This is a genomic window from Bradyrhizobium sp. USDA 4369 (assembly GCF_054056435.1).
This window is the reverse complement of sequence record NZ_JBSRYH010000001.1, coordinates 5,923,935-5,938,480: the sequence shown is the minus strand read 5'-3', so window position 1 is coordinate 5,938,480 and position 14,546 is coordinate 5,923,935. Positions and strand designations below refer to the sequence as shown.

11 protein-coding genes and 1 pseudogene are annotated in these 14,546 nt (G+C 65.1%); 7 read left to right on the top strand and 5 right to left on the bottom strand.

Annotated features, from left to right (window positions below; translation table 11 throughout):
- Positions 1 to 67 precede the first annotated feature (67 nt).
- A complete protein-coding gene (locus tag ACVIJ6_RS26920) occupies positions 68 to 1,096 on the bottom strand; it encodes a phenylacetaldoxime dehydratase family protein (RefSeq protein WP_456775180.1) in 1,029 nt (342 codons plus the stop codon).
- A gap of 11 nt (positions 1,097 to 1,107) precedes the next feature.
- The gene (locus ACVIJ6_RS26915; RefSeq protein ID WP_456775179.1) at positions 1,108 to 2,148 is read right to left on the bottom strand and encodes a carbon-nitrogen hydrolase family protein; all 1,041 of its coding nucleotides are present in this window, start codon (positions 2,146 to 2,148) and stop codon (positions 1,108 to 1,110) included.
- Between the two features lie 188 nt (positions 2,149 to 2,336).
- Here ACVIJ6_RS26915 and ACVIJ6_RS26910 point away from each other — a divergent pair, with 188 nt between their 5' ends.
- From ACVIJ6_RS26910 to ACVIJ6_RS26890, 5 genes and pseudogenes are all read left to right on the top strand, one after another.
- Positions 2,337 to 3,293, top strand: coding sequence for an AraC-like ligand-binding domain-containing protein (locus ACVIJ6_RS26910; protein WP_456775178.1), 957 nt, complete (start codon positions 2,337 to 2,339; stop codon positions 3,291 to 3,293).
- Positions 3,294 to 3,348: 55 nt separating this feature from the next.
- Positions 3,349 to 3,510: a hypothetical protein gene (locus ACVIJ6_RS26905; protein ID WP_456775177.1), complete on the top strand. Its 162-nt coding sequence runs from the start codon at positions 3,349 to 3,351 to the stop codon at positions 3,508 to 3,510.
- Between the two features lie 23 nt (positions 3,511 to 3,533).
- Positions 3,534 to 3,873, top strand: a pseudogene (locus ACVIJ6_RS26900) (c-type cytochrome).
- Positions 3,874 to 3,972: 99 nt separating this feature from the next.
- Complete coding sequence (locus ACVIJ6_RS26895) at positions 3,973 to 5,397, top strand: MFS transporter (protein ID WP_456775176.1); 1,425 nt, start codon at positions 3,973 to 3,975, stop codon at positions 5,395 to 5,397.
- 58 nt (positions 5,398 to 5,455) lie between these two features.
- Positions 5,456 to 6,217 carry a sulfite exporter TauE/SafE family protein gene (locus tag ACVIJ6_RS26890; protein ID WP_456775175.1) on the top strand — a complete coding sequence of 254 codons (762 nt, stop codon included), beginning with the start codon at positions 5,456 to 5,458 and terminating at the stop codon, positions 6,215 to 6,217.
- A 99-nt stretch (positions 6,218 to 6,316) separates the two neighbouring features.
- Here ACVIJ6_RS26890 and clpA read toward each other — a convergent pair whose 3' ends face one another.
- Both clpA and clpS read right to left on the bottom strand, forming a co-directional pair.
- Positions 6,317 to 8,707, bottom strand: coding sequence for an ATP-dependent Clp protease ATP-binding subunit ClpA (clpA, locus tag ACVIJ6_RS26885; protein ID WP_456775174.1), 2,391 nt, complete (start codon positions 8,705 to 8,707; stop codon positions 6,317 to 6,319).
- A gap of 437 nt (positions 8,708 to 9,144) precedes the next feature.
- Positions 9,145 to 9,477, bottom strand: coding sequence for an ATP-dependent Clp protease adapter ClpS (gene clpS, locus ACVIJ6_RS26880; RefSeq protein WP_008960690.1), 333 nt, complete (start codon positions 9,475 to 9,477; stop codon positions 9,145 to 9,147).
- A 497-nt stretch (positions 9,478 to 9,974) separates the two neighbouring features.
- On the opposite strand from clpS, the gene ACVIJ6_RS26875 reads away from it, so the two are divergent.
- Positions 9,975 to 11,750: a pilus assembly protein TadG-related protein gene (locus ACVIJ6_RS26875; protein ID WP_456775173.1), complete on the top strand. Its 1,776-nt coding sequence runs from the start codon at positions 9,975 to 9,977 to the stop codon at positions 11,748 to 11,750.
- A gap of 106 nt (positions 11,751 to 11,856) precedes the next feature.
- Here ACVIJ6_RS26875 and ACVIJ6_RS26870 read toward each other — a convergent pair whose 3' ends face one another.
- Positions 11,857 to 12,198: a phasin family protein gene (locus ACVIJ6_RS26870; RefSeq protein ID WP_012044785.1), complete on the bottom strand. Its 342-nt coding sequence runs from the start codon at positions 12,196 to 12,198 to the stop codon at positions 11,857 to 11,859.
- 408 nt (positions 12,199 to 12,606) lie between these two features.
- Between ACVIJ6_RS26870 and ACVIJ6_RS26865 the strand changes: the two genes are divergently transcribed.
- On the top strand, positions 12,607 to 14,379 hold the full coding sequence (locus ACVIJ6_RS26865; protein WP_456775172.1) for a serine hydrolase: 1,773 nt from the start codon (positions 12,607 to 12,609) through the stop codon (positions 14,377 to 14,379).
- The last annotated feature ends 167 nt before the right edge of the window (positions 14,380 to 14,546 follow it).

Here is a 14,546-nt window from a genome sequence, read left to right as displayed (position 1 = left end):
GCTGAGGCGGCGCGCCGGTCGGTCGCGTCGTATTGGATCGCGTCTTCTCACGGATCTGCCGACGCGCTCAGCTGACGGCAGCGAGCATGCCCGTCTTGGCGTGACAGCCACGATATTCGAAGAACTGTTCGTCTGCAGCCGCCACCGTGACCTCGTGATAGAGCCGAAGCTTGGCGGCGGGGCCGAGCGACGACAGATATTTCATCGCTGCGCCGAAGATCCTGACATGGGTCGGATGCGATTCCGCCCAGCGCTCCAAGGCCGACAGGCTCTGCCACCAGCTCTGGCCGTAAGATTTTTCCGTCAGAGCCCCGTCCGCGCCTCGCAACCGCATATAGCGATTGGCATAGCAGCCGATCGACAGTCCTTGATCGCGCAGGAAATCCATGCCCTCGCGCAGCACCGGCTCGACATCGTCCAGATACATCCGGCGCTCTGCCGCATCTGTGTCGCTCCAGTCCTGGCCGGAGCGGATCATGCACAAATTGTCCTGCGCGATCACACGCAGGCGCGGCCCGTCCTGCACAAGGGTCGGCGTGCCAAGCGATCTCATCTCGCTGGTCTGCGACAGCGGGATTCGATCGCGCATGCCGCCCCAATAAGCGTGCTCCAAGACCTCGCCGCTCATGCCCTCGGCGATCACCGCGATCCCCTCCGGACGCCCCAGCGACGAGAACAACGTCTCGTAACGCTCGACGGCCGGGCGCAGCACCTCGATGAAGCGACCGCCCCCTTCCTCGGCGTCCGCCCCGGTCCAAGCCGCGCGCGCCGGCTCGAACCAGCTGTCGAAGCGCACGACATCGTCCCAATAGGCGACGAAGACATCGTTCGCAAATCCGGCCTGATCGACATGATGCGCGAGGTCCCAATGCGAGGGTCCGTCGGCGCGCGACCCCAGCGTCATGAAGTCGGCTGTCGAGGCCGTGCGGGCCGCCATTTCGGCGCGGTATTGCGCGCCGAAATAGGCCATGACCACCCGACTGACGTCCGGCCCATGACGCGCGACGAACGACGGATAAGGCGGCTTGTAGTCGTCATCGACGCGGCGATGGCGGCAACGCATGGTGGTCAGATGCGGGGGGATGGCCGACTCCATGGCGCCGTCCCTCAGATGGCTTGATCGGGCCGCGCAACGGCGGCCTCGCCGGGTGACGCCACGGCGGCGGCGCTGTCGACCGGCAGCGAGAAATGCTCCACGCGGTTGAGCGGCTTCTTGTTGAGCAGCAGCCGCGTCACGTCCGGACGCGAATAGTGGCCGGCCGGATCGGCAGCATTCTTGGCAATGCCGATCATGCCGAGGTCGATCTCGGCGATCAGCAGACCTTCCTGGTCCGGCGGCAATTGCGCGGCCAGCGCGCTGCCGTCCGGGCCGAAGATCGCGGCATGGCCGCCGCCGGCATGCAGCAGCGCGTGCTTGTCGGGCCGGTCGCACAGCTCGTCGATCATGGCCTGCGAGACCGTCGCGCATGGCGCCAGCACGAAGCACGAGCCTTCCGCGGCATAGACGCGCGATGCGGCGTTGTTGACCTCGGCGCCGAGTGCCGGCGCGAACGGATCATACAGCGAGAAGCTCGGCCAGGCCGCGACATGCACCTGCTCGTTCTGCGCATACATCGCGTATTTCGACAGGGGCTGCAGATGCTCCCAGCAACAAAGCGCGCCGATCCGTCCGATGTCCGGCCGCTCATGAACTGCGAGGTCGCTGCCGTCGCCTTCGCCATAGACGGTGCGCTCGGCATGGGTCGGCCGCAGCTTGCGGCGCTTGGCGATCGTCTCGCCATCCGGTCCGATCAGCCATTGCGCGATATAGAGGCTGCCGCCGTCGCGCTCGGACAGGCCGAGCACGGCCGTCAACTTGGCCTTGCGCACCGCGGCGCGCAGCGCCTCGGCCTGCGGGCTGTCATAGGCCAGCGAATTGTCGAAATAGCGCTGCACAAAGCCGCGTCCGATGCACCAGGCCGGCGAGTCCATCCAGATGTGCCAGGGATAGCCGGGGATGAACACCTCGGGGAATGCGATCAGCTTGGCGCCCTTGTCGGCCGCCTCCTCGATCAGCGCGATCGTCTTCTTGATCGAAGCGTCCAGATCGAGCCAGGCGGGCGCCGCCTGCACCACCGCCACCTTGTATTTCGGATGTGCCAGTCCCATCGCTCGTCTCCCCTGCCTGCCGATTGGCGCCGGCGGCGCCGCTGTCATGGCCGGACTATTGACCTCCGCCGTCATTCGCGCTCGTCTCGGAAGGAACGAAAACTCGACTGCGGCCACGGCGCGGCGTTGGCGGCCCGGAATTTGCTGCGGTGCCGGGCAAGTAATCGAAACAGGTGGGAGGCGGAGCTATGCCGGTCCTGTTCACCACGGATGGAAGCCCGGGCCACCGCCGGCTGGCGCAGTGGCAGGACATAGTTTGCGACGTCTATGTCGGCCTCGACTGCACGTCCGATCTCGGGAGCGCGTTTCGCGGCGCGGTGACGCATACGGCCTTGGGACGAGCCGTCTGCTCCGAGGTCGCGTCCGACCGGCAGCGCGTGCACCGCACGTCGCAGCGCATCGCCCGCGCCGATGCCGACTACGTGCTGATCGCGCTGGGGCGCGAGGGGATCGGCGGCGTGGTTCAGGATGGCCGAGACACGGCGATCCGGCCGGGCGAATTCGCCATCTACGACACGACCCGGCCTTACGAGCTGCAGTTCGACGGCGCGTTCCGGCAGACCGTGTTCAAGCTGCCGCGGGACATGCTGCAGCGCAGGATCGGCGCGACGGAAGCGGTCACAGCGATCAGCTTCGGCACCGATAGCCCGCTGCAGCCGCTTGCCTACGACTTCATCATCAAGCTGTGCGAGCGTGCCGACCACATCGGCACCGAACATGCCGAACGCCTGTCGGATCAGGCCGCCGACCTGATTGCGATGACCCTGGCCGAGCGGCTCCGCACCCAGCCCCTGCCCGCCTCCACCCATCGCGCGGCGTTGCTGTACCGGATCAAGGCGCATGTCCGGACGCGCCTCGCCGATCCCGATCTGTCGCTGGCGACGGCAGCCCGCGAGCTCGGGCTGTCAGCGCGCTACGTCAACGATCTGTTCTCGGACGAGCAGCTGTCCTTCCAGCGTTTCGTGCTTGCCGAGCGGCTCAGGCAGTGCCAGCGCGACCTCGGCATGCCGGCGCTGGCGCATCGTCACATCAGCGAGATCGCGTTGTCCTGGGGCTTCAACGATCTCTCGCATTTCGGCCGCGTGTTCCGGGCGCAGTTCGGTCTGTCACCGCGCGAGTGGCGACGCACCGCCGTGAAGCGCTAAGCTCGCCGGCACGCGGCGGCCCCGATGCATCGGCCGGTCGCGTCCGGATGATGCCATGCGCCGCTTTGCCATGAAGGCTCTGTTTGCCCTGCTGACGTTGAGCCGCGACGACGACGATCCGCCCCGCTGGGACCGGATCATTATGATCGCCTCGACAATCGTGACCATTGGCCTGGTCGCACTTTACGCCTATGGGAAGACGACCGGCCGCTGGTAGCCGGGACTGGAGTGAGCTGTTCCATGAGGATGCAAGCCGGGCTTGGACTGCTGTTGCTCGGTGCGCTGGCGAGCCCAAGCCATGCGCTGGACAGCGAGCAGAGCCGAGGAAAAGCGCTCTTGCAAAGGCTTTGCAGCAGATTGCCATGCGGTAGGTCGGACCGGCGCGAGCCCGCATCCCGACGCGCCGCCATTCAGGACATTTGGTGACAGCAAGCTTTACGACGAAGACTTTGCCCAGCGATTGCAGACCGGCCTCTCGACCATCCACAAGGACATGCCGAGCTTCCGCTTCGATCGGGCCGACGCGGAGGCCGCGGTCAATTATCTCAAGGCGATTCAGGTCCGCCTCAAGCCGAAATGACGCGCGCGCCGCGCTGACGAGCCTGGAACACCGTTTCCTCCGCGCGGTTGCCTGGTCCCGTTCGTTGTCCGCGGCCCGGCTGCGGCCGGAGCCGGGGCAATGACATCGACGTCCACGGTTCTGCACGCCGACGGCCTGCCGCTGCCGCAGCGGACCTGGGCGATCGTGACGATCGCGCTCGGCATCGTGCTGGCCGTGGTCGACGGCGCCATCGCCAATGTCGCGCTGCCGACCATCGCGCGCGACCTCAATGCCAGCCCGGCTTTCTCGATCTGGATCGTCAACGGCTATCAGCTGGCGGTAACGATCTCGCTGCTGCCGCTGGCGTCGCTCGGCGAGATCATCGGCTATCGCCGCGTCTATCTCGCAGGCCTCGTGCTGTTCACCGCGGCGTCTGCGTTCTGTGCGCTCGCCGACAATCTGCCGCTGCTGACACTGGCGCGCATTCTGCAGGGGTTTGGCGCCGCCGGCATTCTCAGCGTCAATTCAGCATTGGTGCGCTTCACCTATCCGCAGGCCCTGCTCGGCCGCGGCATCGGTATCAACGCCATGGTGGTCGCGGTCTCCGCCGCGGTCGGGCCGACCATCGCGGCCGGCATCCTCGCCGTCGGCAGTTGGCCCTGGCTGTTCGCGATCAACGTGCCGCTCGGCATCGTCACCTTCGTGTTCGGCTTCCGCTTCCTGCCGCACACGCCGCGCGCCCCGCACATGTTCGACTGGCAGAGCGCGGCGCTGAGCGCGGCGACGTTCGGCTTCCTCATTGCCGCCGTCGACAGCCTCGGCCATGGCGAGGCATTGGTGAGCTGCGCCATCGAGTTCGCCGTCGCCGTCATCGCCGGGGTGTGGCTGGTGTATCGGCAGACCCACATGGCCTCGCCGCTGCTGCCGCTCGACCTGCTGCGCATTCCGGTGTTCGCACTGTCGATCGCGACCTCGATCTCCTCGTTCTGCGGCCAGATGCTCGCCTTCGTGGCGATCCCGTTCTACCTGGAAAGCCATTTCGGCTACTCGCCCGTGCAGATGGGCCTGCTGATCACGCCCTGGCCGATCGCGGTCGGCCTGACCGCGCCGATTGCCGGCCGGCTGGTGGAGCGCGTTCCGGCCGGTCTGCTCGGCGGCATCGGGCTCGTGATCTTCGCCTGCGGGCTCGGCGCACTCGGGCTGCTGCCGCGGGAGCCTTCAGCCTGGGATGTGGTCTGGCGCATGGCGCTGGCCGGCTGCGGCTTCGGCCTGTTCCAGACGCCGAACAACCGCACCATGATCGCCGCCGCGCCGCGCGAGCGCGCCGGCGGCGCCAGCGGCATGCTCGGCACCGCGCGCCTGCTCGGCCAGACAACTGGCGCCGCGCTGGTGGCGATGTTCCTGGCCATCGACCCGGCGGACGGCACCCGGCTGTCGCTCCTGACCGGCGTCGGCTTCGCCCTGATGGGCGCCTTCCTGAGCATGCTGCGGCTGTCACCTGCCGGGGCGCGCGGCGCCGAGCATGTGCGAATTCACGACGGCCAGCGGCTCAAGGGCGAGTGATGCGCCCGCCGGATTATGGTACCAAGCGCGACAAAACCGTGAGACGCGGGCGACCGGAATGACCGACTGGACAATGCTGGCGCTGTTGGCCCTCGCTGCCTTCGGGTCCGGTATCGTCAACGCCCTGGCTGGCGGCGGCGCATTCCTGACCTTCCCAACGCTGCTCGCGGCCGGCATTCCCGCCATCGACGCCAACGCCTCCAGCACGGTGGCGCTGTGCCCGGGCCAGTTCGTCAGCGCCTTTGCCTCGCGCGAGGTGCTGAAGGACCCCAAGGCGCCGTGGCGCCGCGACCTCGTCCGGCTGTCGGTCATCAGCCTGATCGGCGGCACGCTCGGCGCGGTGCTGCTGCTGGTGACGCCATCGGCAGCGTTCAGCCGGCTGGTGCCGTGGCTGCTGCTGTTCGCCACCGTGGTGTTCGCCTTCGGCATGCGCTTCACGCCCAAGGACGGCAAGCCCTGGTTCGGCCCCCTGACCATCCAGGCGGTGCAGTTCGTCATCGCGATCTATGGCGGCTATTTCGGCGGCGGCATCGGCATTCTGATGCTGGCCGCGCTGGTGTTCTACGGGATGCGCGACATCCGCGCGATGAACGGCATGAAGGTGCTCCTCGCAGCACTGATGAACACGACCGCCTCGGTGATCTTCGCCTTCTCCGGGCGCGTGCACTGGATGGAAACGCTGACGATGATGGCCGCGGCCATGGCTGGCGGCTTCGTCGGCGCCCGGCTCGGCCAGATCATCCCGCCGGCCTATGTGCGGCGCTTCGTCATCGCGGTCGGCTGCGGCCTGACCGTGTACTTCTTCATCAAGCCGGCCTGAGCGCCGCAGGTCCCCGCGGCGGCGTCTCGAGCCAAGAGAAGTCCCGGCAAACAAAAAGGCCGGCACGAGGCCGGCCTTTCACATTCATGGCTATCGTGCTCACGCCTTGACCAAGGGCCCCTTCGGGGCCGGGCCCTTCGAGCCGCCGCCGCCGGATTTCGGCTTGCGCTTGCGCGCCGCCGGCACTTCCGATTTCGGCGTGACCGGCCCCTCGACGAACTCGAAGCCGATCTTCTCGTCGGCGCCGTCCTCGTCCTTGACGAGGACCACACGGACGTGGCCACCCCCCTTCAGCTTGCCGAACAGCACCTCATCGGCCAATGGCTTCTTGATGTGCTCCTGGATCACGCGGCCCATCGGGCGCGCACCCATCTGTTCGTCATAGCCGTGCTGGATCAGCCAGCTCTTGGCCGGTTCGGACAGCTCGATCGTGACGTCGCGATCGGCCAGCTGAGCCTCGAGCTGCAGCACGAACTTCTCGACCACCATGCCGATCACGTCGACCGACAGATGCGCGAAGGAGACGATCGCATCGAGACGGTTGCGGAATTCCGGCGCAAACTGCCGGTTGATCGCCTCGTGATCGTCGCCTTCCCGCTTGGAGCGGTGGAAACCGAAGGCCTGCTTGGCGAGGTCGGCCGCGCCGGCATTCGTCGTCATGATCAGGATGACGTTACGGAAGTTGACCTGCTTGCCATTGTGGTCGGTGAGCCGGCCATGGTCCATGATCTGCAACAGCACATTGTACAGATCCGGATGCGCCTTCTCGATCTCGTCGAGCAGCACCACGCAATGCGGATGCTGGTCGACGCCGTCGGTCAGCAGACCGCCCTGGTCGAAGCCGACATAGCCCGGAGGCGCGCCGATCAGGCGCGACACCGTGTGCCGCTCCATGTACTCCGACATGTCGAAGCGCAGCAGCTCCACACCGAGCGTCGCGGCGAGTTGCTTGGCCACCTCGGTCTTGCCGACGCCGGTCGGGCCCGAGAACAGATAGCAGCCGATCGGCTTCTCCGGCTCGCGCAGGCCAGCCCGCGCCAGCTTGATCGAGGCCGACAACGAGTCGATCGCCTTGTCCTGACCGAACACCACGCGCTTCAGGGTCTGCTCGAGATGCTTGAGCACCTCGGCATCGTCCTTCGACACGCTCTTGGGCGGGATCCGCGCCATGGTCGCGATCGTGGTCTCGATCTCCTTGATGCCGATCGTCTTCTTGCGCTTGTTCTCGGCCAGCAGCATCTGCGCCGCTCCGGATTCGTCGATCACGTCGATCGCCTTGTCCGGCAGCTTGCGGTCATGGATGTAGCGCGACGACAGCTGCACAGCGGCCTCAATGGCCTCGTTGGTGTATTTCAGCCGGTGATAATCCTCGAAATAGGGCTTCAGACCCTTGAGGATCGCGATCGCATCCTCGACCGACGGCTCGTTAACGTCGATCTTCTGGAAGCGCCGCACCAGCGCGCGGTCCTTCTCGAAATGCTGGCGGTACTCCTTGTAGGTCGTGGAGCCCATGCAGCGGATCGAGCCCGAGGCCAGCGCAGGCTTGAGCAGGTTCGACGCGTCCATCGCGCCGCCCGACGTCGCGCCGGCACCGATCACGGTGTGGATCTCGTCGATGAACAGGATCGCGTTCGGATGCGCCTCGAGCTCCTTGAGGACCTGCTTCAAACGCTCCTCGAAGTCGCCGCGATAGCGCGTGCCCGCAAGCAGCGTGCCCATGTCGAGCGAGAACACCGTCGCCGCGGACAGCACCTCCGGCACATCGCTGTCGACGATGCGCTTGGCCAGACCTTCCGCGATCGCGGTCTTGCCGACGCCGGCCTCGCCGACGAACAACGGATTGTTCTTCTGGCGGCGGCACAGCACCTGGATGGCGCGATTGATCTCGGAGTTACGGCCGATCACCGGATCGATTTTGCCGTCGCGAGCTTTCTTGTTGAGATTGACGCAATAGGTTTCCAGCGCCTCGCCCTTTTTCTTCGAGTCCTCGTTGCCCTTGGTCTCGGTCTCCTCGTCGACGCCGCGCACCGGGCGGGCTTCGGAGACTCCAGGGCGTTTGGCGATGCCGTGGCTGATGTAGTTCACGGCGTCGTAGCGCGTCATGTCCTGCTCTTGCAGGAAATAGGCGGCATGGCTCTCGCGCTCGGCGAAGATCGCGATCAGCACGTTGGCGCCGGTTACCTCTTCGCGGCCGGACGACTGGACGTGAATCACGGCGCGCTGGATCACCCGCTGGAAACCCGCGGTCGGCTTGGCGTCATCGCTGCCGTCCGTGACCAGATTCTCGAACTCGGTTTCGAGATAATTCACAAGACTGCCGCGCAGCTTGTCGAGATCGACGCTGCATGCGCGCATCACGGCCGCTGCATCGCTGTCATCGATCAAGGACAGCAGGAGATGCTCCAGCGTCGCGTATTGATGATGACGCTCGTTGGCAATCGCCAGCGCACGATGCAGGGATTGTTCAAGGCTTTGAGAAAAAGTCGGCATGCGCGTCCTCTGTGGCCCCCTGCCATCATGATCGCCGCCGCCCGGTCAGGCAACAACAACCTTTGTCAAATATAGTTATAACCGAGTGCGACAAAAGGCCGGCCGAGCGACTCGATTACGGGTTCACCGGATCGTCAATGCAAAACCCGTTCCGCCCCGGTTACGGCCGCCGATCGGCCCGGAACGGTCACGGCGCAAGATCGGCGCCGGGATCTCGCGACCCGGATCTCGCGACCTGGATCTCGCGACCTGGATCTCGCGACTCGATCGCGCCCGTGATTCTCCGGGCGGACGCCGTCGCGTTCGGTTGGCGGTGCGCAAGACGACCCCGCCAACAGCGCCTGACCAAAACCGCGTGACCAAAACCGCCTGACCAAGAGCGCGCCTGACCAAGAGCGCGCCTGACCAGAGGTCTCAGCGCCGCGGGAACGAGCGGCCTACTTCTTTTCCATCACACATTGCAGCGGATGCTGATGCTTGCGGGCGAAATCCATCACCTGCGTCACCTTGGTCTCGGCGATCTCGTAGGTGAAGACCCCGCACTCGCCGATGCCGTGATGATGGACGTGGAGCATGATCTTGGTCGCGGCCTCGACGTCCTTGTTGAAGAACTTCTCAAGGACGTGAACGACGAACTCCATCGGCGTGTAGTCGTCGTTCAGAATCAGGACGCGATACAGGTTCGGCCGCTTGGTCTTGGGCTTGACCTTGGTGATGACGGAGGTCACCGGGCCGCCGGTTCCGCCTGATTTGTTGTCGTTATTGCTCATCCTAGGCGCGGGTCGGTTCAATCTGGGTGGCTGCGACATTTTACATGCATTAGATATGACTGCGAGGATCCCAACAAAGGGTTTCCCGCATTGTCCCCTCGGGCGTCGTCCGGTCCGGGCTTCCGTCCGTAACACGTCCCTGCCGGGCCGCTTCCGCCGCCCGGTCCTGCTTTCCAGATCGCCTGTCCCAGCCGACCGGTCCGCTCGGACCGACACCAGGAATATGGGTCAGCAGCCGGTGTGCCGCAAGCGTAGCCGCCAATGGAGCGACATGCCGACAGGACCGGACCGATTCCCTCCCCCGGCGCTGAGCGGCAAGGTTAATCAAACCGAGCGCATTTGACAAAGCCGATTCATCGGACATTGACAGGGAACCTCCGCCGCGGCGACAGCCGGGCCGTACGGCGGCAATTGCTCGATTTTTCGGCTTTCGATTCACCCACCCTTGGCGAAAGGGCCTCGATATGGCCACCGGAAAACCATCACCGGTGAGCGACATGACCGTTGTGCCCCTCGTCCGCCTTTGCCGCCAGGTCTCGCGACGTTTTTCCGGCGACAGCAGCGGCAATATCGCCACGCTGTTCGCGATCGCGCTGCTGCCGATTCTCGCCTTCATTGGCGCCGCGATCGACTACAGCCGCGCCAACGCCGCCCGATCAACCATGCAGGGGGCGCTCGACTCGACGGCGCTGATGCTGTCGCGCGACTTGTCGCAGGGGACGATCACCGCCACCGATGTCGCAGCCAAGGCAAGCACCTATTTCAAGGCGCTCTATACCAGCACCGACGCCCAGAGCGTCGCGGTCACGGCGAGCTACACCGCGTCGACCAGTTCCTCGGCCTCCAACATTCAGCTGAACGCGTCGGGGCAGATCGTTACGCAGTTCATGAAGCTCGTGGGCTTCCCGACCATGACCTTCAACACCAAGGCCACCACCACCTGGGGCGACGTCAAGATGCGGGTGGCGCTGGCGCTCGATAATACCGGATCGATGGCCTATAGCGGCAAGATGACGGCGCTGCAGAACGCGGTTGCGGGAAGCGGCGGGCTGATCGACCAGCTCAGCGCGCTCGCCAAATCGCCGGGCGACGTCTATATCTCGCTCATCCCCTTTGCCAAGGTCGTCAACGTCGGCGCCAGCAATTACGCCCAGAGCTGGATCGACTGGACCGATTGGCAGAATCCGCCCACGATCCAGCCCAATAACGGGTCCTATCAGGCCGCAATTCCGAATGCGTCGTTCACGCAGTCGCAGTGGGACATGGTCGGACCGGGGTCGTCGTGTCCCTTTACCTCCGGCAACGGCTTTCCGTATTTCTCCTGCACCAGCGGGCCTGCGACCGCGAGTTCGAGCGCGTCGAAGATCCCCTCGAGCGGGTCGTATAGCGGCTACATCTGCCCAGGCTACGATTCCGCGTCCCACAGCTACTACAATGGCTGCTGGAACAGTGTGCAGAACAGCACCAGGGTGAATTGGTGCACCGGCAGCTATTGCAGCTGCCCCACCACCGGCAGCAATGTTCCCAACAACACCTGCAGTTGTACGGGAAGCGGCTCCAGCACGGTGTGCAAGGTCAACACCTTCACGCACACCTGGATCGCGAACGCCACGAGCACTTGGACGGGCTGCGTGGCCGACCGCACCCAGCCGAACGATGCGAACGCGGTCTCGCCGGCGAGCTCGGACGTCGCCACGCTGTTTCCCGCCAATCAGCACATGGAGAACAACGTCCAATATTGCAGCAGCTCCGCCTCGACGAAACTCGGGCAGATCGTTCCGCTCAGCTACAATTGGACATCCTTGAAGTCGGCCGTGAATGCGATGGAGCCGACCGGCGGCACCAACCAGGCGATTGGAATGGCCTGGGCGGTGCAGTCGCTGATCCCCAACGGCGTGCTCGGCGCGCCGGCCGAAGATGCCAACACGACCTACAACCGTGTGATCATTCTGTTGTCGGACGGATTGAACACCGAGGATCGCTGGCCGGACTATGGCAACGGCTCAACCCAGGCCTCGGGGAACCCGATTGACGCGCGCCAGGCCCTGCTCTGCTCGAACCTGAAGAACACGAAAGATTCGAAGGGCAATGCGATGTACACGATCTATACGATCCAGGTGAACACCAGCTCGCCCGCCGATCCGACCTCGACCGTGCTGCAGAACTGCGCCAGCAGCCCGGACAAGTTCTACATGCTGACGAGTTCGAGCCAGATCGTGACCACCTTCAACTCGATCGGCACTGCTCTGTCGAAATTGCGCGTCGCCAGATAGATCCGTCCACGACAGACGCGCGGTCGAGGCTCCCCATTATCACCAGACACAACGAAAAAGCCCGGCGTCAGCCGGGCTTCGTGCTTCCTGCGCGGGCGCAAACGACTTAGTGAGCGGCCGGCGGGGTGAACTTCGCAGCGATGCCTTCGAGCGGCTTGAACGCCTGCTTAGCGAGATCCGAGTACAGGCCGGCGATCTTCTGCGAGTCGGCGACGAAGGTCTCGTAAGCCGACTTGGCGAACTCGGTCTGGGCCTCGAGCACCTTGTCGAGCGACTTCACGCCCTGCAGCTTCTCGACGAACGACTTGGTGTCTTCGAAGGACTTCTTGGTGTAGTCGCCATAGGCGGTGGCGATCGCATGAAGGCCATTCTGCACCGTGGTCGCGGAATTGACGACGGTCTCGAACTGCTCCTTACCGTAGTTCTGGAAATCTTCGACCTTAAACATTGGCATTCCTTTCCCTGACTTTGAGCGCCCTCAGGGAAGCCCCGGCTCCCTGACGCAATCACAATATAGTGCACCGCACAAATAAATCAAGAATCTTGTGCAATGCACAATTGAGGGCATTGCGCTCCAAATCGGAGCGAATCGCCCGAAATCCTGTAGGTGCGCGCAAGATTTCTTTAATCTTTTGGCAACTCCGCCGTCCTAACCTCTCCGGTGGTCCCGGCCAGCGTCGGCGGGGACCGTAAAGCTGTTCCAAAACAGCGTCTTAACAAAACCTCAGTTCCGGACTTTCGATTGCAGGGCCACGTCAGGCCATGCGCGAGGGGTCGGCAGGTCTGATCACAGGGGCGTTCGGCACAATTTTGCCTTACGTGCCGGTGATCACGTCAGAAATTGGACGGGGATTTCATGCTTCGCAAAAACTTGGCTTCCTCGCGCCTGATGCGGGTCGGCGTTTACGGGCTGCTCACCCTGACGATGGCAGCCGTGGTCACCGTCGACAGCGCGGAGGCGCGCCGGCGCCACCGCCATCATCACGCGCGTCACTCCCCCCACAATGATGAGGGCAGCTACAGCCCGGCCTTCGCGTCGATCGTCGTCGACGGCAATTCGGGCGCTGTCCTGACCGCGACCAATCCCGACGCGCTCCGGCATCCGGCCTCGCTCACCAAGATCATGACGCTTTATCTGCTGTTCGAGCGGCTCGACTCCGGCAAGATGAAGCTAGACACCGAAATGCCGGTCTCGGAGCATGCCTCCGAGCAGTCGCCGACCAAGCTCGGCCTGCGCCCTGGACAGTCCATCCGTGTCGAGGACGCGATCAAGGGCTTGGTGACGCGCTCGGCCAACGATGCGGCCGTCGTGATCGCCGAAGCGATCGGCGGCGACGAGGACGAGTTCGCCAAGATGATGACGCGCAAGGCGCGGGCGCTCGGCATGAGCCGCACCACCTATGTCAACGCGTCCGGCCTTCCCGCCGACGAACAGATCACGACGGCGCGCGACCAGTCGATCCTGGGCCGGGCGATCCAGGACCGCTTCCCGCGCTATTATCGCTATTTCTCGACCGTGGTGTTCAATTATCGCGGCCAGTCGATCCGCAACCACAATCACCTGCTCGGCAATGTCGAGGGCATCGACGGCATCAAGACCGGCTACACCCGCGCCTCCGGCTTCAACATCGTGACCTCGTTGCGCCGCGGCAACCGGCATCTGGTCGGCGTCGTCCTCGGCGGCCGCAGCGGCGGCTCGCGCGACGCCATCATGCGCAACCTGCTCGCTGAAAACCTGGAGAAGGGCGCCACCAGGCGCACCGTGGCAGCGATCGGCGAGCGCGGCGCATCGGATGGCGGCGACACCGGCGACCAGAGCACGGTTCAGATGGCCTCTGCGGCAGCCGACGCCCCGACGCCGAGCCGCGCGGCCAAGATGATCTCGGCGCTCTCCGAGGCCACGGCCGCGCTGCCGCCCTCGCCCCCCAAGGAGACCAAGGTCGAACCCGCGCCGATGACCTCCGGCGTGATTCAGAACCAGCCGATGGCGCTAATCCCTGGCTCCACCGATCCAATGAAGCCGGTGAAGGTCAAGACGGTCCAGGTCAAGGCGGGCACCGTCAAGCTCGCAACAGCCGCGCCGCAGCCCGTCGCGCCGGCCCCCGCGCCCGCCCCGGCTCCGGCCGCCTTCGCTCAGCGCGTCGAAGCGGTCGCGCCCTCGCCTCCGCTGGTCCGCGCCGAAGCGCCGCGGCCCGAGCTGCCGGTCCAGCCGGCCGGCCACGGCACCGGCAACGGCATTCTCGGCGTGCTGCCGGCCTCCAGCCTGCCGCCGGCCTCATCGCAGGCGATGGCCTACGCGCCATCACCGCCACCGGCCCCTGCTCCGACCCAGCTCGCCTCCGCAAGTCCGACGCCCGAACCGATCTCGAAGCCGACAGTCACGCGCAGCGGCTGGATCATCCAGGTCGGTGCGCTCGACACCGAAGCCGAGGCGCAGAAGCGCATCGAGGCGGCCCGCAGCTCGGCGCAGGGTCTCCTGAGCAAGGCAGATCCTTTCACGGAGACGGTTGCGAAAGGCGACAAGAAGCTCATCCGCGCCCGCTTCGCCGGTCTCGATCGCGATCAGGCGGAAGCGGTCTGCAAGAAGCTCAAGCGCGCCGACATCTCCTGCATGACGATGCACAACTAACTCGCCAAGACACTCAGCCGATGCGGCCCGCGCGACACACGCGCGGGCCTTTTTGTTTGGCTCTGCGCGAGCGCAGGCGGGACGGCCGAGCGCAAACCTCTCGTCAAGGATTTGCCGCTAGAACTTCTTCACCATGAAGAACGATCGCGCCGGATAACGGCGCAGAC